Annotated in this window: 26 protein-coding genes and 1 tRNA gene; 10 read left to right on the top strand and 17 right to left on the bottom strand. The window is 72.8% G+C overall.

Annotated elements, in window-relative coordinates:
* Window positions 1-75 precede the first annotated feature (75 nt).
* Window positions 76-609 (top strand): hypothetical protein, encoded by a 534-nt coding sequence (locus tag ACFUEL_RS05130; RefSeq protein WP_380234613.1) that lies wholly within the window; start codon window positions 76-78, stop codon window positions 607-609.
* Here the strand turns inward: ACFUEL_RS05130 and ACFUEL_RS05125 are convergent.
* Window positions 554-1,126 (bottom strand): DUF2199 domain-containing protein, encoded by a 573-nt coding sequence (locus ACFUEL_RS05125; protein ID WP_380234612.1) that lies wholly within the window; start codon window positions 1,124-1,126, stop codon window positions 554-556. The genes ACFUEL_RS05130 and ACFUEL_RS05125 overlap by 56 nt on opposite strands.
* A gap of 186 nt (window positions 1,127-1,312) precedes the next feature.
* Between ACFUEL_RS05125 and ACFUEL_RS05120 the strand changes: the two genes are divergently transcribed.
* Complete coding sequence (locus tag ACFUEL_RS05120) at window positions 1,313-2,062, top strand: hypothetical protein (RefSeq protein ID WP_380234611.1); 750 nt, start codon at window positions 1,313-1,315, stop codon at window positions 2,060-2,062.
* 45 nt (window positions 2,063-2,107) lie between these two features.
* Here the strand turns inward: ACFUEL_RS05120 and ACFUEL_RS05115 are convergent, their stop codons facing one another.
* The 4 genes from ACFUEL_RS05115 to ACFUEL_RS05100 form a co-directional block, all read right to left on the bottom strand.
* Complete coding sequence (locus tag ACFUEL_RS05115; protein ID WP_380234610.1) at window positions 2,108-2,770, bottom strand: class I SAM-dependent methyltransferase; 663 nt, start codon at window positions 2,768-2,770, stop codon at window positions 2,108-2,110.
* A gap of 140 nt (window positions 2,771-2,910) precedes the next feature.
* Entirely contained in the window at window positions 2,911-3,147 is a 237-nt protein-coding gene (locus ACFUEL_RS05110) for a hypothetical protein (RefSeq protein WP_380234609.1), read from the bottom strand.
* Complete coding sequence (locus ACFUEL_RS05105) at window positions 3,144-3,431, bottom strand: hypothetical protein (protein ID WP_380234608.1); 288 nt, start codon at window positions 3,429-3,431, stop codon at window positions 3,144-3,146. The genes ACFUEL_RS05110 and ACFUEL_RS05105 overlap by 4 nt, the downstream gene beginning before the upstream one ends.
* Window positions 3,428-3,868, bottom strand: coding sequence for an ATP-binding protein (locus ACFUEL_RS05100; RefSeq protein ID WP_380234607.1), 441 nt, complete (start codon window positions 3,866-3,868; stop codon window positions 3,428-3,430). Before ACFUEL_RS05100 ends, ACFUEL_RS05105 begins: the two co-directional genes overlap by 4 nt.
* Before the next feature lie 259 nt (window positions 3,869-4,127).
* Here ACFUEL_RS05100 and ACFUEL_RS05095 point away from each other — a divergent pair, with 259 nt between their 5' ends.
* The 3 genes from ACFUEL_RS05095 to ACFUEL_RS05085 all read left to right on the top strand — a co-directional run bounded on the left by ACFUEL_RS05095 (window position 4,128) and on the right by ACFUEL_RS05085 (window position 5,673).
* The gene (locus tag ACFUEL_RS05095; protein WP_380234606.1) at window positions 4,128-4,985 is read left to right on the top strand and encodes a DUF5753 domain-containing protein; all 858 of its coding nucleotides are present in this window, start codon (window positions 4,128-4,130) and stop codon (window positions 4,983-4,985) included.
* A 28-nt stretch (window positions 4,986-5,013) separates the two neighbouring features.
* Window positions 5,014-5,223 carry a DUF397 domain-containing protein gene (locus ACFUEL_RS05090; protein ID WP_380234605.1) on the top strand — a complete coding sequence of 70 codons (210 nt, stop codon included), beginning with the start codon at window positions 5,014-5,016 and terminating at the stop codon, window positions 5,221-5,223.
* Window positions 5,224-5,466: 243 nt separating this feature from the next.
* Window positions 5,467-5,673 (top strand): DUF397 domain-containing protein, encoded by a 207-nt coding sequence (locus ACFUEL_RS05085; RefSeq protein ID WP_380234603.1) that lies wholly within the window; start codon window positions 5,467-5,469, stop codon window positions 5,671-5,673.
* Between the two features lie 299 nt (window positions 5,674-5,972).
* Here the strand turns inward: ACFUEL_RS05085 and ACFUEL_RS05080 are convergent, their stop codons facing one another.
* Together ACFUEL_RS05080 and ACFUEL_RS05075 are read right to left on the bottom strand one after the other, a co-directional pair.
* A complete protein-coding gene (locus ACFUEL_RS05080; RefSeq protein ID WP_380234602.1) occupies window positions 5,973-6,311 on the bottom strand; it encodes a hypothetical protein in 339 nt (112 codons plus the stop codon).
* The gene (locus ACFUEL_RS05075) at window positions 6,304-7,698 is read right to left on the bottom strand and encodes an MATE family efflux transporter (RefSeq protein ID WP_380234601.1); all 1,395 of its coding nucleotides are present in this window, start codon (window positions 7,696-7,698) and stop codon (window positions 6,304-6,306) included. Before ACFUEL_RS05075 ends, ACFUEL_RS05080 begins: the two co-directional genes overlap by 8 nt.
* Window positions 7,699-7,827: 129 nt before the next feature.
* Here ACFUEL_RS05075 and ACFUEL_RS05070 point away from each other — a divergent pair, with 129 nt between their 5' ends.
* The gene (locus ACFUEL_RS05070; protein WP_380234600.1) at window positions 7,828-8,358 is read left to right on the top strand and encodes a PadR family transcriptional regulator; all 531 of its coding nucleotides are present in this window, start codon (window positions 7,828-7,830) and stop codon (window positions 8,356-8,358) included.
* 75 nt (window positions 8,359-8,433) lie between these two features.
* On the opposite strand, the gene ACFUEL_RS05065 is transcribed toward ACFUEL_RS05070, so the two are convergent.
* The 9 genes from ACFUEL_RS05065 to ACFUEL_RS05025 all read right to left on the bottom strand — a co-directional run bounded on the left by ACFUEL_RS05065 (window position 8,434) and on the right by ACFUEL_RS05025 (window position 15,132).
* Window positions 8,434-8,652 (bottom strand): hypothetical protein, encoded by a 219-nt coding sequence (locus ACFUEL_RS05065; protein ID WP_380234599.1) that lies wholly within the window; start codon window positions 8,650-8,652, stop codon window positions 8,434-8,436.
* A gap of 174 nt (window positions 8,653-8,826) precedes the next feature.
* Window positions 8,827-8,903, bottom strand: a tRNA-Ala gene (locus ACFUEL_RS05060).
* A gap of 151 nt (window positions 8,904-9,054) precedes the next feature.
* Entirely contained in the window at window positions 9,055-10,155 is a 1,101-nt protein-coding gene (gene glpR, locus ACFUEL_RS05055) for a gephyrin-like molybdotransferase receptor GlpR (RefSeq protein ID WP_380234598.1), read from the bottom strand.
* A 151-nt stretch (window positions 10,156-10,306) separates the two neighbouring features.
* Window positions 10,307-10,933, bottom strand: a complete 627-nt coding sequence (locus ACFUEL_RS05050) for a GNAT family N-acetyltransferase (protein WP_380234628.1) — start codon at window positions 10,931-10,933, stop codon at window positions 10,307-10,309.
* On the bottom strand, window positions 10,930-11,421 hold the full coding sequence (locus tag ACFUEL_RS05045) for a molybdenum cofactor biosynthesis protein B (protein ID WP_380234597.1): 492 nt from the start codon (window positions 11,419-11,421) through the stop codon (window positions 10,930-10,932). The genes ACFUEL_RS05050 and ACFUEL_RS05045 overlap by 4 nt, the downstream gene beginning before the upstream one ends.
* Window positions 11,418-11,858, bottom strand: coding sequence for a cyclic pyranopterin monophosphate synthase MoaC (gene moaC / locus ACFUEL_RS05040; RefSeq protein WP_380234627.1), 441 nt, complete (start codon window positions 11,856-11,858; stop codon window positions 11,418-11,420). Before moaC ends, ACFUEL_RS05045 begins: the two co-directional genes overlap by 4 nt.
* A gap of 115 nt (window positions 11,859-11,973) precedes the next feature.
* Window positions 11,974-13,287 (bottom strand): gephyrin-like molybdotransferase Glp, encoded by a 1,314-nt coding sequence (glp, locus tag ACFUEL_RS05035; RefSeq protein ID WP_380234596.1) that lies wholly within the window; start codon window positions 13,285-13,287, stop codon window positions 11,974-11,976.
* A gap of 26 nt (window positions 13,288-13,313) precedes the next feature.
* The gene (gene galU, locus ACFUEL_RS05030; RefSeq protein WP_380234595.1) at window positions 13,314-14,234 is read right to left on the bottom strand and encodes a UTP--glucose-1-phosphate uridylyltransferase GalU; all 921 of its coding nucleotides are present in this window, start codon (window positions 14,232-14,234) and stop codon (window positions 13,314-13,316) included.
* 64 nt (window positions 14,235-14,298) lie between these two features.
* Window positions 14,299-15,132, bottom strand: coding sequence for a GGDEF domain-containing protein (locus ACFUEL_RS05025; RefSeq protein WP_380234594.1), 834 nt, complete (start codon window positions 15,130-15,132; stop codon window positions 14,299-14,301).
* A 63-nt stretch (window positions 15,133-15,195) separates the two neighbouring features.
* Here ACFUEL_RS05025 and ACFUEL_RS05020 point away from each other — a divergent pair, with 63 nt between their 5' ends.
* Window positions 15,196-15,789, top strand: coding sequence for a 5-formyltetrahydrofolate cyclo-ligase (locus ACFUEL_RS05020; protein ID WP_380234593.1), 594 nt, complete (start codon window positions 15,196-15,198; stop codon window positions 15,787-15,789).
* Window positions 15,790-16,045: 256 nt separating this feature from the next.
* Here the strand turns inward: ACFUEL_RS05020 and ACFUEL_RS05015 are convergent, their stop codons facing one another.
* Window positions 16,046-18,787, bottom strand: a complete 2,742-nt coding sequence (locus tag ACFUEL_RS05015; protein ID WP_380234592.1) for a penicillin acylase family protein — start codon at window positions 18,785-18,787, stop codon at window positions 16,046-16,048.
* A 217-nt stretch (window positions 18,788-19,004) separates the two neighbouring features.
* Between ACFUEL_RS05015 and ACFUEL_RS05010 the strand changes: the two genes are divergently transcribed.
* The 3 genes from ACFUEL_RS05010 to ACFUEL_RS05000 all read left to right on the top strand — a co-directional run.
* The gene (locus ACFUEL_RS05010) at window positions 19,005-20,546 is read left to right on the top strand and encodes a potassium/proton antiporter (RefSeq protein WP_380234591.1); all 1,542 of its coding nucleotides are present in this window, start codon (window positions 19,005-19,007) and stop codon (window positions 20,544-20,546) included.
* 167 nt (window positions 20,547-20,713) lie between these two features.
* A complete protein-coding gene (locus ACFUEL_RS05005) occupies window positions 20,714-22,012 on the top strand; it encodes an MFS transporter (RefSeq protein WP_380234590.1) in 1,299 nt (432 codons plus the stop codon).
* Between the two features lie 95 nt (window positions 22,013-22,107).
* On the top strand, window positions 22,108-22,410 hold a 303-nt coding region (locus tag ACFUEL_RS05000; RefSeq protein ID WP_380234589.1), incomplete at its 3' end, for an FmdB family zinc ribbon protein.

Raw genomic sequence — 22,410 nt, 5'->3', positions numbered from 1 at the left:
GCGGTCTATGATCCCGGGAAGCACCGTCGGTCCCGGGGAACACCGTCCGGAGGGACGACGCACCGGGGGGTAGGCATGTCCGCTGTCCGCGCCTGGCACCGCAGGCCGCTGACCTGGGTCCTGGTCGGGCTGCTCGTCCTCGGCGGCGGCCTGGTCGGCGCCCGAAAGGCGTGGGGCAACTGCTGGCCGATGCACCCGCACGACGCCCGCGCCTACCGGCAGTACGACTGCGCCAACCTGGGCGGGCCGCGCAACCTGGCCACCCTGCTGCGCTACTACGGCGTCACGCTGCCCGCCGGGGCCACCGGGGTGCGCTACTACAGCGACGACAACTCGGTGTCCGGCCCGGACATCCTCTTCCTGCGCTTCACCGCCCCGTCCGGCGCCGCCGCCGACTACCTCGCCGCGCTGGACGCCACCGAGGCCGCCACCGACCCGGGGGCCGCCCTGGCCGACACCGCGGTGCTGCGCCGCCGCGACCACGTCGACTGGGAGTTCCCGGCCGGCGCCGGGCACCGGGTGTTCACCTTCGGCAAGCCGTCCGGCACCGCCGTCACGACTCCGGACGGCGGCGCCACCACCGTCCGCCTGGTCGTCCTGCACCCCTGACCCCGCTCCCCCGCCCGGGGTGCAGCAGCGCCTCGGCGATCTCCCGGACGCGCTCCACGGTGATCCCGGTGCGCTGCTCGACGGCCAGCGGGTGGCCGGTGGGCTCCAGTTCGACGTACGGGCGCTGCCCGACCGGCCGGGTGTGGTGCATGGTCTTCAGGTTGACCGTGGACGGGGCGTACAGCGGCAGTTCGGTGGACAGCCAGCCGAAGTAGGGCGGCTCGGACTCCCGTCCGGGCTTCTCCCACAGCTCGGTCGCCCGTGCGAAGTTCCGCTCGCTCAGCGAGACCCACACGCCCCAGGCGAACACCTCGCCGCTGCCGATCACCGGGATCTCGACCAGCCCCCGGACGAACGAGTGCTCCCCGATCACGCACTGGTCGGGGGTCAGCTCGCAGTCCGCCCGCTCCGCCATCCCGGGCTCCCAGGTGGCGGGCGCCTCGGCGTGGTAGGCCATCGGCAGTTCGGTGTGCCGCTCACCGCAGCAGGTGCAGGTCCAACCGGGGTCGTTCGCCATGCGGCAGACCCTAGTCCGCGGCCGGACGGTTCACGGGGGCGGGTGGCGGGTAAGGGGTTCTGAATGCCGAGAACCGCTCTGCGGAGCGACGCGGAGCGACGCGGGCCCGGCAGGCACCCGCCGTGCGTTCCCAGCCCCCGGACAGGACTTCAAAGTAGCGGTAAAGGACGGGTATGGTCCTCGCCCATGCGGCTCTCCAAGACTCTCCTCGCCGGCGCCTTCGCGGCGGTTCTGCTGACCTCGGCCTGCTCCTCCGGCTCGGGTTCCGGCTCCGACTCCGGCTCGGGTTCCGGCACGGACTCCGTCCTCGGCTCGGGTTCCGGCACCTCCTCCGCCGCTCCCGCCCCGGACGGCGGTGCGGCGCTGCCGGTGGCGGTGACCGGCCCGGTGCCGGACGTGTACCTGCGCAACAGCACCAGCGGTGACGCGCTGAAGGTCACGCCGGCGCCCGACCGCAGTGCGCCGCTGGTCGAGAAGGTCGAGTTCGCGCTGCGCGAGGACCTCTTGGCGCAGGCCCACACGCCCGGCGAGACCACCGCGAAGTGCCCGGACGGCATCACGCAGCAGGCGGGCGCGGTCAGCCACTGCGTGGCCGCCTTCGAGGGCGCCGAGGTGCCGTACGAGGTGAAGATCAGCGACTCGTACAAGGAGGGCAGCATGATCATCTCCTACACCAAGACCCCGAAGAAGGGCCTGCTGGTCGCCAAGACGGTCCAGGCCCAGCTGTACGAGCAGTACGGCCCGGAGTCCGGCTACACCGGCGCCGGCAAGCTGGCCTGCCAGGAGATGCCGGTCGCCAAGGCGTACGACTTCAAGACCGACACCGGCTTCACCTGCCAGTTCTGGAGCGAGCACGCCGCCGACGGCAAGCCGGGGTACACCACGCTCAAGGTCGAGATGAACAGCCGGAACACCGACTTCCAGACCGTCCGCTGACCGCCCGCCGACCGTCCGCCGTTCAGGCTCGGGGAGGGCTGGACCTCAGCCCTCCGGCCAGAGGTCGGGGCGCAGCGCCGGGTACCCGACGAAGTCGAACATCCGCTGTTCGGGCCGCAGTTCGTCGGGCGCACCGGTGAACCGGTGCACCCCCACGCCGTAGCCGACCCCGGGCGCGGAGAGCCAGAGCTGCTCGAACCCCGCCTCCGCGAACCACCCGCCGATCCGCGGCACCAGGTCGGGCACCTCCCGGTGCCTGGTCCAGATCACCGTCCCCCCGGTGCGGCACAGCGCCCGACAGGCCCGGACGGTGCGCTCCACATCGGCATCGGTGATGTTGCCGAACACCCCGCAGACCAGCACCACGTCCGCCGGAACCATCCCCGCGTAGTGGACGGGCAGCGCGGCGTCCCCCGTCACCACCTCGACCTGCGCCCCGAGACCGGTCTCCACCGCCCGCCGCCGAGCCGCCCCGGCATTGCGCGCGTCCAACTCGACCAGCCGGGCCCGGACATCACCCCGACGCGAATGCCCGGCCAGCACGCCCAGCAGGTCCCGCCCGTCTCCCGCACACAGGCTGACCACCCGCACCCCACCCGGCGGCGCCCCGTCCAACACCTCCCGCAACCTCTCCTGCACGGCCCGCAACCGCCGGGCCTGCCAGGAGCCGGGGTCGTCGTACCCGCCGTGCCAAGCACTCCAGTCCATGGCCGGACGGTACGCCGGTACCCCATCGATGGGCCATCAATTTCCCTTTCCGGCAGGCGAATTGCTTCTTCCTGCCGAACGCTGCGGGGTGGCCCGGCCGGTGGCGACTGCACTTCCCCGCGCTCTGCGTCCCGGCTCGGTCAGGCCCGGTAGAGGGCCCAGAGGTGTTCGGTGCCGTCGGCGGCGCGGCGGTGGCCGAAGCGATCGGCGGCGCGCAGGACGTCGAGGACTTCGCGGTGGTTGGCGTCGGGCGCTTCGGGGCGGAGACGGACCGTGATGCGGATGCCTTCCGGGTCGTCGGCGATCTTCGTTTCCGAGCCGACGAGTTCGGCGAGCCTGGCGGCGCCCTCCCAGGCCCGGTGTGCGGCGTCCGTCACTGGCCCGTCTCCCGGGCCGGGCGGATGTAGATCACGTGGACGTCCATGCCGACGAAGGCGATGGCGCGGACCGCCCCGATCCGGGCGAGCTGATCGCCCAGCCGTCCGACCGACTCCGGCGCGAACTGCTCGGCCAGGTATGCCGCGTGCTCCTTTTCCAGGGGCAGCCGGGCGAGGCTGGTGCGCACGGCGGCCATCGCGTCCGAGAGGCGGGCGAACCTCGCCCGCCTGGTGACCCCCTCGATGTCCACCAGCACGGGGTGCGGGAAGACCGACTCCATCACGCCGTGCCTCCTTCCGGTGCGATGACCGCCCACACCGCCTTGCCCACCCCGTGGGGACGGGGCCCGCACCCCCAGTGCGAGGAGAGCTGCTCGACCAGCCACAGGCCCCGCCCCCGCTCCTCGTCCGCACCCGCCCCGCGGACAACCGGCCGCCCGGCCCCGGCGTCGTGCACCTCCACCCGCAACCCGCCCGGCGAGAGCCCGAACCGCACGAACACCAGCCGCCCCGGCGAGGTCCGCCCGTGCAGCACGGCGTTCCCCAGCAACTCGCTCAGCACCAATTCCCCGCCCCACGCGTACGGTTCGCCACCCGGCAGGTCCGCGAGGAACTCCCGCAGCAACCCCCGCGCCACCCCCACCGACCTCCGATGACGCGGCAACCAGTACGAACGCCCACCACCCGCCACCACGGGCGGCTTCTCCAACGTTCCGGGCATGGCAACGCCCCCTCCGGGCATGGTCGGGAACCGAGATCCGGGCCGCAGAGAGCAGCCCGGCAACTGGGAACGGGCACGGGAATGCCCGGCTGACGAACCGTCAGAGTCACGCTGTGTCGCGACGACGGCTACATCTCGTAGCATGCTCCTGCATCAGGGCGAACCGCAACCACAATGCTTGCAACTGTGCAGATTTCATCCGCGCGTACCTGATGCACCGTCATGCGCAAGACTTGGAACGGCCAAGGGAGGAACGAACATGACCGAGGAGCCACGGCCGACCGTGCGCGGCCGCCGCCTGGGCCTGGAGCTTCGACGGCTCCGGGAATCAGCGGGCAAGAGCACCGAAGACGCCGCGAACGCCCTCAAGTGCTCCCGCGCGAAGATCAGTCGGATAGAGACCGCCTCGGTCGGCATCCGCCGGCTGGACCTCGGCGTCCTGCTCGATCTGTACGGCGTCACCGAGCCCAAGGCGCGCGACGTTCTCGAAGCACTGGCTCGCGACAGCAGGAAGCGCGGCTGGTGGCACGACTACGGCGACACGATTCCGTCCACCTACACCGACTTCCTCGGTCTGGAAGAGGACGCCCGGTACATCCGGACCTGGCAACCCCTGGTCCTGCCCGGTCTCTTGCAAACCGAGGACTACGCCCGCGCCATGCTGGAAGCGAATCCTGCTGCCGTCCGTCCGGAACGCATCGACCCGCTGGTCAAGCTCCGCATGGAGCGCAAGGTGGTCCTGACCCGACCGGCCCCGGCCCGCTTCTGGGCAATCGTCTGGGAGCCCGCACTCAGGTGCCCGGTAGGCGGCGCAGACGTCCACCAAGCACAACTCCGCCACCTCGCCGAAGCAGCCCGACTCCCCAACGTCACGCTCCAGGTCGTCCCGCTCGACATCGGCGCAAGCGCTGGGGCTTGCGGGGCGTTCGTGATGTTCGGGCTCACGGATTCCCCGACCCCGGACGCGGTATTCTTGGAGACGCTGACAAGCAGTCACTACCTGGAGCAGACGACAGAGCTGGACAGCTACGGGCTCGTCTTCGAGTACCTACGGTCATCGGCGCTGAACCCTGCTCAGTCGCTGGACTTGATCGCCGCCATCGCAGCGGGGGCGTGAGCACGAGACCGAACAAGAGGGTGAGCACATGGCCGTGCCGGAGATCTCCGCTCGGGGTTGGTACAAGAGCAGCTACAGCGCTCAGGCGAACGACTGTGTGGAGACCGCGCAGATCGTCAGCGGTGGCGTAGCCGTCCGCGACTCGAAGAACCCCGCCGGCCCGGCCCTGCTCTTCCCCACCGCCTCGTGGGCCGCGTTCGTCACCGCCGTTCAGGCCGACGAGCTCCCCACCGCCTGACCGGGCAACCGCTCCGCGCCCCTGCCAAAATGACGGCGCAGGGTCCTGGGTGCTCCCGGAGAACACTCACGGGATCTTGCCCTCGTAGACCCCCGGTCCTTCCGGGGGCTTCTGCGTTTCAGGGGCCCTGCTCGTCGCCCTGGGGTCCGGCGTTCTCCGGCACACCCCCGGGTCTCATCGGGTGCCACGGTGGACTTGATCTCCGCGCTGGCCGAGGAAATGCAGTAGGGAGGAGGTACCAGCATGAACAAGGTGGACATGTCCGGGATCGCGTGGCGGAAGAGTTCGTACAGCAGCGGCAACGGCCAATGCGTCGAGGCCGCCTTCCTGAGCGACGACGTGGCGACACGAGACAGCAAGGACCCGACCGGGCCCGTACTCGTCTTTCCCGCCGCCTCGTGGGCCGCGTTCGTCACCGCCGTCCAGGCCGACGAGCTCCCCACTGCCTGACCGGGCAACCGCTCCGCGCCCCTGCCAAAATGACGGCGTAGGACCCTCGGTGTTCCCGGAGAACACTCACGGGATCTTGCCCTCGTAGACCCCCGGTCCTTCCGGGGGCTTCTGCGTTTCAGGGGCAGGGAGCAGGCCGAACTACCGGACCGGCTCCGGGCTCACGACATCTCGTGGGGATTGCGACCTGTCGGCCGATGCGCGCAGCCGAGCAAGGCCGGACAGGGCCAGCCGAACCGCGGGGTGTTCGACTTCCGGTGCGAGTGCCGGGGAGCCGTCGCCGGGCGTACCGGCCGGTCCTACGGTTGGGGGATCGGCCCCGGGAACGGTCCGGAGACCCCGGCGGGGGGCCAGAGCCCGGTGGGGAGGTCCTGGTGGGCTCCGAGGAAGTAGTCCACGTCCGCATCGAACAGGGCTTCCCCGACGACGGCCTGCAGCGGGCCCCGGGCCTCGGCCGGTACCGGGTACGCACCGGCCATCATCCACTCGTCGCCGTCGTCGAGGTCGAACAGGGCCCGCACCCGCAGGTACTGCTCGCGTGTCAGCGTGACGGACGAGCGGAGCCGGTCGTCGGGGCCGAACCCCTCCAGCACCCACGCGACGTTGCGGCCGTCCTCGAACGGGTAGTGCTCACTCATCGGGCGATCCTACGGCGACCCCACTTCGCGCAGTCCGCGAGCCGCCGTCCTCCCGCCGGTCCCCGGTGGCCGTCCGGGGTGTCGCGCGGCGGTACATGACGGCAACGGCCGTGCACTGCACGGCCATTGACGTTGCCATCGCCGCGCAGATGCCGGGGAGCCCGGCCCCCGACAGGCCGTAGGCGAGTGCCAGTTGGAGGAGCACCCCGCAGGTGGTGATCCGGGCGAGGACGGGGCTGCCGCCGCTGCCTTCGAACACGCCGCCCAGGGCGATGAAGCAGGCCAGCAGGATCAAGTACGGGCCCAGGCAGCGCAGGTAGAGCGTGCCGGCCTCGGCCACCGGGCCTTCGCTGCCGAAGGCGCGCATGACCCACGGCCCGGCGGCGAGCAGGGTCAGGGCGGCCGTGAGCCCGAGTGCTCCGCCGAGGAGGAGCGCCTGCCGTCCGACGGCCTGCCGTGCGTCGTGGCCGGCGCCGAGCAGGTGGGAGGTGCGGATGGCGGCGGCCTGGCGCACCGAGTAGAAGGCCATGGTCGCGACGTACATGGCCTTGGTCGCGATCCCGTAGGCGGCGACTTCGTCGACGCCGATCCGGGCGACGAGGGCGACGAGGGCGAGCGCGCCGGTCATCCGTACGACGAAGTCGGCCGACATGGGCAGGCCGGTCGCGGCGACCCCGCGGGCGTCGGAACGGAGTGGTGCCGTCCGGCCCGGGGGCGTCCTCGCGGCCTGGCGCAGGAGGGCGTTGCGGCGCAGCGCGACGGCTCCGCAGGCGAGTGCGGCCGTCCGGCCCAGCACCGTGGCGATGGCGGCGCCGCGTACTCCGAGTCCGCAGCCGAGGATGAGCAGGGGGTCCAGGGCGAGGATGAGTCCGTTGGCGAGCAGGGCGAGTTTCATGGGGGTGCGGGTGTCGCCCGCGCCCTTGAGGAGGCCGTCGACGACGTTGGTCGCGAAGAACACCGCGATCCCCGGCAGGGCGATGGAGAAGTAGCCGGCGGCGAGGGGCAGTGCGCCGTCCCCGCCGCCTTCGCCGCCGCCGAGCACGAGCCGGGCGAGCGGTTCGCGGCACAGGTACCCGCCGACGGCGACGACGGGGGTGACGACCGCCCACAGGGCCCAGCCGCCGCGCACGGCGGAGCGCACCGCGGCCGGGTCCTGCGCGCCCCTGGCCCGTGCGACCAGCACGGTCGTGCCGGAGCCGGCGACGAGGATGACGCCGAGCAGCAGGTTCTCCAGGTTGGTGGCGACGGCGACCGCGGCGACGGCCTCGCCGCCGAGCCGGGCCACCCAGACCATGTTGATGATCCCGGCCGTGACACCGGCGAGCAGTTCCAAGTAGACCGGGTACGCCAGCGACACCAGTTCGCGCCGGTGTTCCGTTGCCCCCATGACCGCGTCCCCCTCTTTTCGTTGTACCTCGAATAGAGGTACCGCGAAAAGAGGTAGCATGGGCCGTACCGGACGGGCAAGTGCGTTCGGCCGGGCGAACCGGGAGCGAACGGGAAGGGGTTCGGCCGCGTGCTGGAGCTGTCGATTCTGGGTTTCCTCTGCGAGGAGCCCCTGCACGGGTACGAGTTGAAGGCCCGCATCCAGGGCCTCAGCGGCCACATCCGCCCGGTCAGTGACGGCGCGCTCTACCCGGCGATCGCCCGGCTGGTGAAGGCGGGGCTGGTCGAGCAGCACACCGAGCCCGGGAGCGGCGCGGCGCCCCGGCGGATCCTCTCCCTCACCGAGGCGGGCCGGGCCGACCTGCTGGCCCGGCTCCGGCACCCCAAGGAGGTCGAGATCACCGACGGGCAGCGCTTCTTCACGCTGCTCTCGTTCCTCCGGCACCTCCCCGACCCGGCCGAGCAGGCCGCCGTCCTCCGCCGCCGACAGGTCTTCCTCGACACCCCGGCGAGCTTCTTCTACCGCGACGGCGAGCCGGTGCGCGCCGAGGAGGCGCCGGACCTCTTCCGGCAGGGCATGCTGCGCATCGCCCGCGCGACGGGCACCGAGGAGAAGCGCTGGCTGGCCGAGGCGATCGCGGCCTTGGAGGAGCGCAACTGACCGCCGCCGGCCGCCGCCGGCCGCCGCCGCCGACGAACAGCGGGGTCACGGCAGTGGAGACCAGGGCGCGAACGATCATCGCCCGGCGCCTGTTCTTCTCGTCGCGGACGGCGTTGCCCACGGCTTCTCCAGGAGTGGCACGGCGAACGGTTCGTGGGCCGGGGCGTCGTCCAGGTGCCGCCGGGCACGGGCGAGCGCTTCCGGGGCGGCGGCGAACACCCGGCCCTGCTCGCGCAGCCGACCCTGTTCGCGCAGCCGGCCCAGCGTCATCGTCGGGGCCGATTCGCGCCGCATCCGCCCCCGGCCGTCGGCCGGTCGTCAGCGCGCGCGTCTCCTGGTGACTGATAAGCCGTCAACAAGGAACTCGGAGCCCCGGACGGTTTCCTTCCGGAGAACGGCCACGGTATTCACGGCTCACCGGGTCGGAACGCAAGAAATCCCGCCCGGTTTCCCGGGCGGGATTTCTGTTGGTGGAGCTGAGGGGATTCGAACCCCTGACCCCCTCGATGCGAACGAGGTGCGCTACCGGACTGCGCCACAGCCCCAACAAGAAAGAACTCTATCACCTCTGCGGGGGTACTCGTGACCATGGTCGTTCCGGCCGGCCCGCGGGCTGCCCGGGTGTGCGAACGCCCCGGCGCAGGTGGAGCGTTGCGGCCGGGGCGGGGCGGGGCGGACGAGGCGGGGGGTGCGGCGTCACTCGTTGGCGGCGCGGGGGCGGGTGCCCCAGTCCGCGGCGGGCGGCTGGGCGGCCTGGCCGGGCTCGCCGTACTGGTCGAAGAGCGGGGTCGCGGGGCGGCCGGAGTCCCAGGTGTCGGGGGCGGAGAGGTCGAGGCCCCGGCTGGTGCGGGGGGCCACGGGGGCGGTGACGTAGGTGGGCAGCGGGACGGGGACGGGCTCCCAGGAGTCCGGCCCGGCGGCGGCGCGGGCGCGGACGCCGTCGGCCCACTCCTCGTGCTCGGTGGCCTCGGCCAGGACGGTCGCCCGGGTGGTGCCCGGGTCGGCGCCGGCCGGGTCGGCGGGCGCCGGGCGGGCCGCGGAGGACTGGGCGGACGGCGCGGCGGACGGACGGACGGCCCGTTCGCGCTCGCGCTCGCGCAGCCGCTCGGCGGCCTGGGCGGCCTTGGTCCGGTCGAACTTGACCTCGTAGCGCTGCCGCTCCAGTCGGCGCAGGTGGCCGATGTAGAGGGTGAGCAGCACGCCGGGGACGGCGGGCACCCAGAGGAAGGCGAAACCGGCCACCGCGGCGACCACGGCGCCGAGCGCGAAGGCGAGGAACAGCATGGTGACCATCCGCCGCCGCCGGGCGAGCAGTCGGGCCCGCCGCTCGGCGGAGCGCCGGTCCCCGTGCTCCCGCTCGCGCTCGCGCTCCCGCTCCCGCTCGCGTTCGCCCCGGCTCTCGGCGGGCTTCGCCGGAGCGGCGGGCCCGGGGACGGATTCGGGGGCGGGTTCGGGGGCCGGCTCGGCGTCGTCCCAGGCGGTGGGCCGGGTGGCCACGTCCGCGGGGTCGACTGCCGGGCCGGTCGCCGGGGCGGGCCCGGGGCCGGCCGCGGAATCGGCGAACGCCCCGTCCGGGTCGTCCCCGGCGGGGTGCTGCTGGTCGGCGGTCTGGTCGCCGAGGGCTCGGGCCGCGCGCCGCTCCATGGCCGATCGACCGGCCAGCAGGCGGATCGCGGTACTGAAGCGTTCCGTCGGACGCGACTCGTTGAGCTCGTCCTGCCTGCGGAGCCACATCGGCACCAGATAGGCAGCCCAGGCCCCTACGATGACCGCGTAGATAAGGCCGCTACTGCTCACGTTTCACACGGTACGGGCGCGGGCGAAGGCGCTGCAGCAATTTGGCACGGCGTGTCGTGTGATCAAGCTGATTCTCAGACTATTTTGCCGGTATTTGTGACGGCTCGGCACGACTCCGATGCCATATCGATATCTATATTCGAACACGCATTCAATTCTCCCGCGGGGGCCGGTTCCTGAGCTCCTGCCAGCGCCGCAGCAGACCGTCGGTGGCCTCCTCGGCGGTCAGCGCGTACACCAGGTGGTCGCGCCAGTCGCCGTCGATGTGCAGGTAGCGGGGGCGCATTCCCTCCTCGCGGAAGCCGAGTTTCTCCACCACCCGGCGGCTGGGCCGGTTCTCGGGGCGGATGCACACCTCGATCCGGTGCAGGCCCAGGTCGTGGAAGCAGTGGTCGACGGCGAGCGCGACGGCGGTGGGCATGATGCCGCGGCCGGCCACCGCCTCGTCCACCCAGTAGCCGATGTTGGCGGAGCACATCGAGCCCCAGGTGATCCCGCCGACCGTCAACTGGCCGACCAGGCGGCCCTGGTGGAGCAGCACGAAGGGCAGCATCCGGCCCGCGCCGGCCTCGGCCCGCAGGTAGCGGACCATCTGCCGGTAGGTGGGGCGGGGCAGCGGGGCCCGGCCGGCCGGGGCGGGCGGGACGGTGGCCTCCCAGCGGCGCAGCCAGTCCCGGTTGCGGCGGCTGACCTCCTGCCACTCGGCCTGGTCGCGGCGGCGGATGGGCCGCAGCACGACGTCCCCCTCGGCCAGTTCGACGGGCCAGCCGGCGTTCAGTGGGCACCGCCCGCGGGTCGCGGGTGGTCGCCGCCGGCCAACTGGTCGACGGCGTGCGGCAGCAGCGGGGCCAGCACGGCCAGGCCGTCGCGGACGCCGCCGGTGGAGCCGGGCAGGTTGACCACCAGGGTGCGCCCGGCCAGGCCGGCCAGGCCGCGGGAGAGCGCGGAGGTGGGCACCTGCTCCCGGCCGTGCGCGCGGATCGCCTCGGGGATGCCGGGGATCTGCCGGTCGATCACCCGGGCGGTCATCTCGGGCGTGAGGTCCTGCGGGGAGATGCCGGTGCCGCCGGTGGTCAGCACCACGTCGTACCCGGCGGCGACCGCCGCGCGCAGCGCCGCCTCGACCGGCTCGCCGTCCGGGACGACCTGCGGGCCGTCGGTCTCGAAGCCCATCGCGCGCAGTCCGGCGACCAGCAGCGGGCCGCCCCTGTCCTCGTACACGCCGGCCGAGGCCCGGTTGGAGACGGTGACGGCGAGCGCCCTCACTTGGCGTCCTCCCCGCGGTGCCAGTCGCCGCTCTTGCCGCCGGTCTTGCTGAGCACCCGGACGTCCTCGATCGCGGCGGCCTTGTCGACCGCCTTGACCATGTCGATGACGGTGAGCGCGGCGGTGGCGACGGCGGTGAGCGCCTCCATCTCGACGCCGGTGCGGTCGGCGGTGCGGACGGTGGCGGTGATCTCGACGGCGGTGTCGGTGACGGCCAGGTCGACGGTGGTGCCGGTGAGCGCGATGGGGTGGCAGAGCGGGATCAGCTCGGGCGTCCGCTTGGCGCCCATGATCCCGGCGATCCGGGCCACCGCGAGGGCGTCGCCCTTGGGGACGCCCTCGCCGCGCAGCAGTTCCACCACCCGGGGGGCGACCCGGACGCGGCCGGCCGCCACCGCGACCCGGGTGGTGGCGGCCTTCTCGGAGACGTCGACCATCCGGGCGGCGCCGGTGTGGTCGACGTGGGTGAGGCGGTCGCCGGGGGGTGTGTCGGTCACGAAGGGCTCCAGTGGCACGGTGCGAATCTCGCGCTACCGTACAACCCCGCCCCGGTCAGTCCGTGAGAAGGACCACATCGACGGCGCTCCCGGCGGGCAGCGCGGTGACCTCCTCGGGCACCGTGATCAGGCAGTCGGCGCGGGCCAGCGCCCCGACCAGGTGCGATCCCTCGCCGCCGACCGGGGAGACGGTGCCGTCCGCCGGGTGGTACCGGCCGCGCAGGAACTGCCGCCGCCCGGCCGGGGAGCGCAGCGCCGCGGTGGTCGCCGCCCGCACCACCGGGCGGTGCACGTCGGGGGCGCCGAGCATGGTGCGGATCACCGGGCGGACGAACAGCTCGAAGGAGATGTACGCGCTGACCGGGTTGCCGGGCAGCGCGAGCAGCGGCACGCCGGGGCCGGCGCCGATCCGGCCGAAGCCCTGCGGCTTGCCCGGCTGCATCCGCAACCGCCGGAAGTCGACACCGCCGTAGTCGGCGAACACCTCCTTGACCACGTCGTACGCGCCGACCGAGACGCCGCCGCTGGTGACGATCAGGTCGGCCCGGCCGAGCTGGTCCTCCAGCACCGCGCGCAGCGTGCCGGCCTCGTCGGGGACGCCGCCGACCCGGTAGGCGACGGCGCCGGCGGCGATCGCGGCGGCGGTCAGGGTGAAGGAGTTGGAGTCGTGGATCCGGCCCGGTCCGGCGCTCTCGCCGGGCTGGACGAGTTCGCTGCCGGTGGACAGCACGACCACCCGGGGGCGGGGGGCGACCCGGACGGTGCCGCGGCCGATCGCGGCCAGCAGGCCGAGCTGGGTCGGGCCGAGCACGGTGCCGGCCTCCAGCACGGTGTCGCCCGCGGTGACGTCGCTGCCCCGGCGGCGGATGTGCGCGCCCTCGGCGACCGGGCGCAGCACCCGGACCTCCTCGTCCGCGACGGGTGCGCCCATCGCGTCGGCGGCCCGCCCGGTGCCGGTGCCGCCGTCGGTCCACTCGACCGGGGCGACCGCCTCGGCCCCGGGCGGGACGGGGGCGCCGGTCATGATCCGGGCGGCCTGGCCGGGGCCGACCTTGGGCAGGTCGGCGGCGCCGGCCGCGATGTCGCCGACCACGGCCAGCACCGACGGGTACTGCCCGGTGGCGCGCACGGTGTCGGCGGTGCGCAGCGCGTAGCCGTCCATCGAGCTGTTGTCGAAGGGCGGCAGGTCGTCGTCGGCCCGCACGTCCTCGGCGAGCCGGCAGCCCTGGGCGTCCAGCAGTTGCAGTTCGATGGGCGGCAGCGGGGCCACCGCGGCGAGGACGTCGGCGAGGTGCTCGTCGACGGTCCACAGGCGCGGCGAGGCCGGGGAGCCGGCCCCTTCGCAGCAGGGGTCGTGCTTCCCGGTCATCGCCTCACGCTCGCCTTCGTGGTGGATCAGCCCTGCATCTCGGTGCTGACGAACTGCCGCAGCCAGGTGCGGAACTCGGGGCCGAGGTCGTCGCGCTCGGCGGCCAGCCGGACGATCGCCCGCAGGTAGTCGGCCCGGTCGCCGGTGTCGTAGCGGCGGCCCTTGAACAGCACGCCGTGCACCGGGCCGCCGTCGGACTCGCCCCGGGTGGCCAGCTCGCGCAGCGCGTCGGTCAGCTGGATCTCGCCGCCGCGGCCGGGCGGGGTCTCGCGCAGCACGTCGAAGACGGTCGGGTCGAGGACGTAGCGGCCGATGACGGCGTAGTTGGAGGGGGCGTCCGCGGTGTCGGGCTTCTCCACCAGGTCGATGACCTGGAAGACGTCCTCGCCGAGCTCGGAGCTCTTCACGGCGGCGCAGCCGTACAGGTGGATCTGCGCGGGGTCGACCTCCATCAGCGCGACGACGGAGCCGCCGAGCTCCTGCTGCACCTCGATCATCCGGGCCAGCAGCGGGTCGCGCGGGTCGATCAGGTCGTCGCCCAGCAGGACGGCGAACGGCTGGCCCGCGACGTGCTGCTCGGCGACCGAGACGGCGTGGCCGAGGCCCTTCGGGTCGCCCTGGCGGACGTAGTGCATGCTGGCGAGCTGCACGGACTCCTGCACCCGGCGCAGCCGCTCCTTGTCGCCCTTGCGGCTGAGCAGCTCCTCCAGCTCGTAGGCGCGGTCGAAGTGGTCTTCCAGAGCACGCTTGTTGCGTCCGGTCACCATCAGTATGTCGGACAGGCCCGCGGCGGCGGCCTCCTCCACGACGTACTGGATGGCCGGCTTGTCCACGACCGGCAGCATCTCCTTCGGCGTGGCCTTGGTGGCGGGGAGGAACCTGGTGCCGAGACCGGCAGCCGGGACGACTGCCTTGGTGACCGGCTGGCGGGCGTGCGTGTTCGTCATGCGTCGACCTTACTAAGGCGGGCATTCCACTCGGCTGAGAGCGGAGTGAATCGATTATTAGGGCCTAATCACCGGTCGGGCCCGGGCCGACGGTGGTCGCGTGCGGGGTGAGGGGCGTCCCGCCGGGGCCGGAAGACACCTTACCGGGCGTCGATGCCGTGTTCGGACCGGCCAGCTCGGCCGGGAGCTGCTCGGTCGAGCGCCAGCAGTCCCCGCCGGCGGCCCGGGCGGCGGCCAGCGCCCGGTCCGCGGCCCGCAGCAGCAGGGCCGCGTGGGCGCCGTCCCGGGGCAGCACGGCCAGGCCGACGGAGGCGGTCAGGCCGCTGCGCGCGTCCGGATCGGCGCTCTCCCCCGGGTGACGGTCCGTCAGCCGGTGGCGGCGCACCGACCAGCACAGCCGCTCGGCGACCTGCGCGGCGCCCTCCGGGCCGGTGTCCGGCAGCAGGACCAGGAAGTCCTCCCCGCCGTACCGCCCCAGGGTGTCGCAGCCGCGGATCTCCATCGCCAGGCGCTGGGCGAGGTCCCGGAGCATCGCGTCGGCGCGGGCCCGGCCGTGCTCGGCGACCACCGCGTCGAAGCCCGCCACCTCCAGCAGCAGCACCGACAGCGGGCGGGGGTCGATCGCGGTGGCCTCGGCCCGGCGGGCCCGTTCGATCTCGCGGTCCAGGGTCAGCTGCAGGTGGCGGTAGTTCCACACCCCGGTCAGCGGGTCGCAGGAGGCGGTGCGCACCAACTCGTCGCGTTCCTCCGTCAGTTCCGTGATCTTCGCCAGAAGTTCCGCCTCCCGGGCGCCGTGCTCGGCCCGGCACCGGCGGCGGCGCAGCACGAGGACGCCGGCGGCGGCCGGAACGGCCGCGCCGAACGCGGCCACGGCCTGGAGCAGGAGCGGGGTGGACATGCGGCGGCCTCGGCGTGTCAGGCTCGTGTCAGTGCACGTGACGGAGCTGAAGGGAATCGAACGGTGACTGCGGATCGGTTGTCCAACGACAAGGCGGCACTGAGGTCACGGCTGCTCGCCGAACGGCGGGCGCTCGGCGAACCGGAGCGCGCCGCCGCGGCCGGGGCCCTGGCCGGGCACGCCGCCGCGCTGGTGCCGCCGGGCGGCACCGTCGCCGCGTACGTCTCGGTCGGCGCGGAACCGGGCACCCGCCCCCTGCTGCGCGCCCTCGCCGGCGCCGGCGTCCGGGTGCTGCTGCCCGTGCTGCTCCCCGACAACGACCTGGACTGGGCCCGGTACGAGGGCGACGACCGGCTCTCCCCCGCCGCCCGCGGCCTGCTCGAACCCGCCGCGGACCGGCTCGGCCCCGACGCCGTCCTCACCGCGGACGTCGTCCTGCTGCCCGGCCTGGCCGTCGACCGCCGCGGCGTCCGCCTCGGCCGCGGCGGCGGCTCCTACGACCGCGTGCTGGCCCGCCTCGCACGCGACGGCGCGCAGCCGCTGCTGGCCACACTGCTGTACGCGCACGAGCTGCTCCCGGCCGTCCCCGCCGAACCGCACGACCTGCCGGTGCACGCGGCGGTGACGCCGGAGGGCGTGACCCTTTTCGGCAAGTGAATCGGGCACAAACCAGGGGCTCGGGGAACGGCGAGCCCGGGTCTGCTGACGGTTCACTGCCGGAGCGCGCCATTGGCTTCTGGTTCCTGTTACGGCACGCAGCAGCACCGACCTTCGATGGGCTCCGGCCGTCAGCAGCACGGACCCGCCGTTCCCCGGGCCCCTGACGGGGCCCATGCGCAGCACGGACCCGCCGTTCCCCGGGCCCCTGATTTCGCCTCCGCCGTTCTTGCCGGCCCCTGGTGGTGCTCTTCCGCTAGTTGGTCAGGGTGAGGGTGTTCTTGCCCGCCTTGGTGACCGCGTCCTTGGTGTAGGCCCAGGGCAGGAGTTGGCCGGAGGCCCAGAGGGAGGTCTGGTCGTTGTAGTTGGGGTGGAAGGCGTGGCCGGAGGCGCCGCCGACGTTGATCCAGCGGGAGGAGTCGAAGTCGCTGAGGTCGACGACCATCCGCATGGAGGGGATCCAGTCGACGTCGTAGCCGGCGGCGGCGTTCCAGCCGGTGGCGTCGACGGCGGCGCTGCCGCCGGAGAGCTTGTAGGGGCCGCGGTTGAGGAGCTTGTGGACGAGGCTGGAGGCGATCGAGGAGTCGTCGCTGCCGAGGGTGGGTTCCTGCAGGGTGAGCTGGTGCAGGCGGCCCCAGCTCCAGGTGGAGATGTCCTTGCTGAGGCGCGAGGTGAGGTCCTGGCGGGCGTCCTTGAGGGCTTCGGCGAGCAGGTTGTCGAGGCCGTGCTGCTGCTGGTGGTTGGAGTCGATGTAGTCCCACCAGGGCGACTTGGGGTCGGTGAGCTGCTGGCGGACGACCTCCGTCCAGCGGTCGCCGCCGTCCGGCTGGGCCTGCGACGCCTTGCGGGTGCCGCACTCGGTGACGGCCTGCGCGGCGCCGCCGAGCGCGTCGTCGGGCAGGGTGTTGTCGCGCTTCTGGCGCACCAGCAGGCAGTCGCCCTCGACCCGGAGGTCGGCGGGGAACTTCTGGCCGAAGGAGAGGGTGAGCAGGGCCCGCCAGACGCCGTTGTAGTAGGCGGCGGCGGCGGAGTCGGCGTCCTGGTGGTAGTTCCAGTCCTTGAGGAGGTCCTGGGCCTCGCGCACGTAGGGGTCGTCGATCTTGACCTTGAGCAGCAGCGGGACGAGTTCCTTGGCCATCACGCTGGTGTTGTCGAGCTGGATGGACTGCATGTCGTCCAGCGAGATCTTGCCGCCGTTCTTCAGCTTCTCCTGGATCTGGTCGCCGATCTCCTTGGCGCGGGTGCCGTACTCCCAGTCGGTGGTGAGCAGCGGCTTGTAGTCCTGGTCGACGACGGCCTGGTTGGCCGTGACGATGTAGCCCTCGGGCGGGTTGTAGGCGTAGGGCAGCGACTTGAACGGCAGGTAGGTGCTCTTCCAGGCGTAGGCGGAGTCCCAGCCGGGGGCGGGGTAGCGGCCGTTGCCCTTGCCGCGGACCGGGATCAGGCCGGGGGCCTGGTAGCCGATGTTGCCCTTGGTGTCGGCGTACAGCAGGTTCTGCGCGGGGACGGCGAAGTCCTTGGCGGCGGCCCGGAAGGAGGCGAAGTCGGTGGCCCGGTCGAGTTCGAAGACGGCGTCCATGGTGTTGCCGGGGACGAGCGCGGTCCAGCGCAGCGCGACGCCGTAGCCGGCCGCCCGGTCGGGGGCGGCGTTGCCGGCGGGGGCGTACTGGCCGACCTTCTGGTCCTCGGAGGACTGGTCGGAGATCAGCGGCATGCCGTCCTGGGTGGTGCGGACGGTGATGGTGCGGTCCTCGCCGCCGGCGACCTTGATGGTCTCCTTGCGGACGGTGAACTTCACGTCCTTGCCGTCGACGAGGTAGGTGTCGGGGCCGGTGACCTTCTCCAGGTACAGGTCGGTGACGTCGGCGCCGAGGTTGGTGAAGCCCCAGGCGACGTCCTTGTTGTGGCCGATGACGACGCCGGGCATGCCCGCGAAGGTGTAGCCGGCGGTGTCGTAGTTGCAGGTCGGCGAGACGGCGCGGCAGTGCAGGCCCATCTGGTACCAGATGGACGGCATGCCGGGGCCGAGGTGCGGGTCGTTGGCCAGCATCGGCTTGCCGGTGGTGGTGTTGGTGCCGGACACCACCCAGGAGTTGGAGCCGATGCCCTGGCCCTGCGGGCCGAGCAGCTGCGGGAGCGCGGACACCTTGCCGGACAGGTCGCCGACCAGGCTCTGGGTGGCGGCTCGGGCCTGGGCGCTGCCGGCCGGGGTCGCGGCGCCGGCCACCGGGGGCGCGGTGGCGCCCTCGCCGGGGGTGTAGGTGCCGTCGGCGGAGAGCTTGCCGGTCTTGACGATGGTGCCGTTGCGGTCGTACGGGTACGCGGGGTAGAGCTGGTCGATCTGCTCGACGGTGAAGTCCTGGGTGAGCAGCGAGCGGTCGATCTCCTCCTGCATGTTGCCGGACAGGCTCCAGGCCATCGCCTTGAGCCAGGCGACGGAGTCGACCGGGCTCCACTGCTCGGGCTTGTAGTCGGAGTTGACGGTGCCGAGCAGCGCGTACTCGAGCGAGGCGCCGGCGCCGCCGGGGTGCTCGGCGAGCCAGGCGTTGACGCCCTCGGTGTAGGCGGTCAGGTTGCGCTTGGTGTCCTCGGAGAGGACGGTGTCCCATTCCTTCTGGGCGACCTGGCGCCAGCCCATGGTGCGCAGGAAGGTGTCGTTCTCGACCGAGGAGGAGCCGAACATCTCGGAGAGCCGGCCGGCGGTGATGTGCCGGCGGACGTCCATCTCCCAGAACCGGTCCTGGGCCTGCACGTAGCCCTGGGCGCGGAACAGGTCGGCGTCGGTGTCGGCGTACAGCTGCGGGATGCCCTTGTCGTCGCGGACCACGTCCACCGGGGCGGACATGCCGGCCACCTTGACGGTGCCGCTGACCTGCGGGAAGGAGGAGCGAACGGTGTCCACCGCCCACCAGCCGCCGCCGACCAGGCCCGCGATCAGCAGCACGGCGAGCAGGATCATGATCAGACGTGCGCGCCGGAACTTCTTCGAGCGGGGCATCCGAGTCCTTGTATGAGGGAGCGTGCGACCGTGACAGGTCACCACATTAGGGCGAGCGTCCCGACGGCCGTGCACGGGGGACACCGGCGGCGGTTCGACGGCTCCGCAGGACCTTACCGGGCGGGGACGAACGGAGGGACTAGCGTAAAGATCAAGTAAAATGTTAGGATGGGTAACGATCCGTCAGCCGCCCCCTCCCTGCCCGAGGTGCCCCTGCGTGACCGTTGACCACCTGAACACCCTGCTGCTCGAGTCCGCCGTGATCCTGCTGTTCGCCGTGGTGGCGGTGCGGATCTCCACCCGCTCGGGGCTGCCCTCACTGCTGATCTACCTCGGCATCGGCGTCGCCCTCGGCCAGAACGGCATCGGCATAAGCTTCAACAACGCCGAACTCACCCAGGTGTTGGGCTACGCGGCCCTGGTGGTCATCCTCGCCGAGGGCGGACTCAAGACCAGCTGGCAGGCCATCAGGCCGGTCGTCCCGGCCGCCGCCGTGCTGGCCACCCTCGGCGTCGCGGTCTCGGTGTTCGTCACCGCCGCCGGCGCGCACTGGCTGGTCGGCCTGGAGTGGCGCACCGCGCTGCTGCTCGGCGCGATCGTCTCCTCCACCGACGCCGCGGCGGTCTTCTCGGTGCTGCGGATGGTGCCGCTGCCCAAGCGGCTGACCGGCCTGCTGGAGGCCGAGTCCGGCTTCAACGACGCGCCCGTGGTGATCCTGGTGGTCGCCTTCGCCACCGCCGGCGAGCTGGACCCCTGGTACGTGCTGGTCGGCACCATCGTCGTCGAGCTGGCGATCGGCGCGGCCGTCGGCTACGCGGTCGGCCGGCTCGGCGCGTACGCGGTGCGCCGGGTCGCGCTGCCCTCCTCCGGCCTGTACCCGATCGCGGTGCTGGCGCTGATCGTGCTCGCCTACGCGGGCGGCGCGCTGCTGCACGCCTCCGGCTTCCTCGCCGCGTACATCGCCTCGGTGATCCTCGGGAACTCCAAGCTGCCGCACGGCCCGGCGGTGCGCGGCTTCGCGGACGGGCTGGCCTGGATCGGGCAGATCGGCATGTTCGTGCTGCTCGGCCTGCTGGTCACGCCCGCCAGCATGGGGTCGGCGGTGGTGCCGGGCCTGGTGGCGGGTGCGGTGCTGGTGTTCGTCGCCCGGCCGCTGTCGGTGCTGCTGACCATGACGCCGTTCCGGGTGCCCTGGCAGGAGCAGGCGCTGCTGTCCTGGGCCGGGCTGCGCGGCGCGGTGCCGATCGTGCTCGCCACCATCCCGCTGGTCTCCGGCGCGACCGACGCGCAGCACCTGTTCAACGTGGTCTTCATCCTGGTGGTGGTCTTCACCCTGCTCCAGGGCCCGACCCTGCCGCTGGTCGCCAAGTGGCTCAGGATCGGCGAGGGCGACATCGGGCAGGACCTCGGCATCGAGTCCGCGCCGCTGGAGAAGCTGCACGGCCACCTGCTGTCCGTCCAGCTCTCCCCCGGCTCCCGGATGTCCGGCGTCGAGGTCTCCGAACTGCGCCTGCCCACCGGCGCCGCCGTCACCCTGGTGGTCCGCGAGGGCGCCAGCTTCGTCCCGGACCGGATGACGGTGCTGCGCGAGGGCGACGAACTGCTGGTGGTCACCACCGACGAGGTCTCCGGGGCCGCCGAGCGCCGGCTGCGCGCCGTCGACCGCGGCGGCAAGCTCGCCGGGTGGCTGCACAACGCGGAGGCGTCGGCCGCCGGCACCCGCAAGACGCCTTCCAACAGGAGGAAGAAGAGCGGCTGAACCGTCGAAGCGCAGGCGGAACGCCCTGATATACGCTTGTACATTCTGAATCGACCCTGATTTTCCACATCTGCCTGATGCAGAGTCGGTGCGCCGGCCCCGGCCGGCGCGCGAGAGGACGACCCTCGGCGCCGCCCGGCGCTACCAGGCAGCAGAGAGGACCGACCGTGGCGGCCCGCCGACCGGTCGACGACACCACCCTGCACGGCACCGGCTACGGGGCGCTGCTGCGCACCCCCCGGGCCTGGACCTTCCTGCTCCCCGCCCTGGTCGCCCGGCTCCCGTACGCCATGCTCAGCCTGGGCATCGTGCTGCTGGTCCACGACACCACCGGCTCCTACGGCCTGGCCGGCGCGGTCGCCGCGGCCGCCGCCGTCTCCCAGGCGCTGGTCGGCCCGCAGACCGGGCGGCTCGCCGACCGGCACGGCCAGGCCGCCGTCCTGGTGCCCGCCGTGGTCGTGCACGCCTGCGCGGTCGCCGCGCTGATCGTGCTGGCCCGCTCCGGCGCCCCCGACTGGGCGCTGTTCCTGGCCGCCGCACCGGCCGGCGCCTCGGTGCCGCAGGTCGGCGCGATGGTCCGGGCCCGCTGGGTGCACCGGCTGGCCGAGCGGCCGGCCCTGATGAACACCGCCTTCGCCTTCGAGTCCGTCACCGACGAGTTCACCTTCGTGATCGGCCCGATGCTGGCCACCGGCATCGCCACCCTGGTCGACCCGGCCGCCGGGCTCACCGCCGAGGCCACCCTCACCCTGCTCGGCGGCCTGGCCTTCGCCGCCCGCCGGGACACCGCGCCCGCGCCCACCGGCCCCGCCGCCCCCGGCGACCGGCGCGCCTCCGCGCTCTCCTCCCCCGGCGTGCGCCTGCTGGCCGGGGCCTTCCTCGGCCTGGGCACCGTCTTCGGCACCCTCCAGGTCTCCATCACCGCCTTCGCCGAGGACGCCGGCTCCGGCGGGCTCAGCGGCCTGGTCTACGGCCTGTTCGCGACCGGCTCGATGGTGGCGGGCGTGCTCTACGGGCTCGTCCCGTGGCGCAGCAGCGCCCGGCGGCGGATGGTCGTCTGCTACGCGCTGCTGGTGCTCGGCTGCTCCACCCTGTGGGCGATGCCCAACCTGGTCGCGCTGACCGTGGCGGGCCTGTTCTGCGGCCTGGCCATCGCGCCCACCCTGATCACCGGCTTCACCCTGGTGGAGACGCTGGTCGCGGACGGCGCCAAGACCGAGGCGTTCACCTGGCTGACCGGCTCGATCGGCCTGGGCCTGGCGCTCGGCTCCACCGCCGCCGGGCAGCTGATCGACCGCTCCGGGCCCTCGCTCGGCTTCACCGTCGCACTGGCCGGCTCCGGCCTCGGCCTGGTGGCGCTCGTCACGATGCGCCGCCTGCTGCTCGCTCCGGCGCCCGCGCCCCGTACCGTGGCACGGGGCGGCGGTGTCCGCGCGGAGGCGGTGGACGCCGTCCGGCACGGCTGAGCGGCTGGACTCCACCAGCGGAATGCCGCATCATGGACCGTCGTTAGCACTCGTGGCGTGAGAGTGCCAGGGGGAGTGACAGGAGGAAGCGGAAAGTGCCCACGTACCAGTACCAGTGCACCGAGTGCGGCAACGGCCTCGAGGCGGTGCAGAAGTTCAGCGACGACGCGCTGACCACGTGCCCCGACTGCCAGGGGAAGCTGCGCAAGGTCTTCTCGGCCGTGGGCGTGGTCTTCAAGGGCTCCGGCTTCTACCGCACCGACAGCCGCTCCAGCTCCAGCAGCTCGGTGAGCGGCTCGTCCTCCTCGACGGCTTCGACGACCTCGGCCTCGTCGGGCTCCTCGGCCCCGTCGTCCTCGACCGGCGGCTCCAGCAGCTCCAGCAGCTCCTCCACCGGC

The sequence above is a fragment of the Kitasatospora sp. NPDC057198 genome (assembly GCF_042670125.1).
GTDB lineage: Bacteria > Actinomycetota > Actinomycetes > Streptomycetales > Streptomycetaceae > Kitasatospora.
This window is presented reverse-complemented; position numbering and strand designations above follow the sequence as displayed.

Coding starts and splice junctions, on each gene's coding strand:
- ACFUEL_RS05130 (WP_380234613.1), top strand. CDS start 76: ATGTCCGCTGTCCGCGCCTGGCACCGCAGGCCGCTGACCTGGGTCCTG.
- ACFUEL_RS05125 (WP_380234612.1), bottom strand. CDS start 1,126: ATGGCGAACGACCCCGGTTGGACCTGCACCTGCTGCGGTGAGCGGCAC.
- ACFUEL_RS05120 (WP_380234611.1), top strand. CDS start 1,313: ATGCGGCTCTCCAAGACTCTCCTCGCCGGCGCCTTCGCGGCGGTTCTG.
- ACFUEL_RS05115 (WP_380234610.1), bottom strand. CDS start 2,770: ATGGACTGGAGTGCTTGGCACGGCGGGTACGACGACCCCGGCTCCTGG.
- ACFUEL_RS05100 (WP_380234607.1), bottom strand. CDS start 3,868: ATGCCCGGAACGTTGGAGAAGCCGCCCGTGGTGGCGGGTGGTGGGCGT.
- ACFUEL_RS05095 (WP_380234606.1), top strand. CDS start 4,128: ATGACCGAGGAGCCACGGCCGACCGTGCGCGGCCGCCGCCTGGGCCTG.
- ACFUEL_RS05090 (WP_380234605.1), top strand. CDS start 5,014: ATGGCCGTGCCGGAGATCTCCGCTCGGGGTTGGTACAAGAGCAGCTAC.
- ACFUEL_RS05085 (WP_380234603.1), top strand. CDS start 5,467: ATGAACAAGGTGGACATGTCCGGGATCGCGTGGCGGAAGAGTTCGTAC.
- ACFUEL_RS05080 (WP_380234602.1), bottom strand. CDS start 6,311: ATGAGTGAGCACTACCCGTTCGAGGACGGCCGCAACGTCGCGTGGGTG.
- ACFUEL_RS05075 (WP_380234601.1), bottom strand. CDS start 7,698: ATGGGGGCAACGGAACACCGGCGCGAACTGGTGTCGCTGGCGTACCCG.
- ACFUEL_RS05065 (WP_380234599.1), bottom strand. CDS start 8,652: ATGCGGCGCGAATCGGCCCCGACGATGACGCTGGGCCGGCTGCGCGAA.
- moaC (WP_380234627.1), bottom strand. CDS start 11,858: ATGGTCGACGTCTCCGAGAAGGCCGCCACCACCCGGGTCGCGGTGGCG.
- glp (WP_380234596.1), bottom strand. CDS start 13,287: ATGACCGGGAAGCACGACCCCTGCTGCGAAGGGGCCGGCTCCCCGGCC.
- galU (WP_380234595.1), bottom strand. CDS start 14,234: ATGACGAACACGCACGCCCGCCAGCCGGTCACCAAGGCAGTCGTCCCG.
- ACFUEL_RS05025 (WP_380234594.1), bottom strand. CDS start 15,132: ATGTCCACCCCGCTCCTGCTCCAGGCCGTGGCCGCGTTCGGCGCGGCC.
- ACFUEL_RS05015 (WP_380234592.1), bottom strand. CDS start 18,787: ATGCCCCGCTCGAAGAAGTTCCGGCGCGCACGTCTGATCATGATCCTG.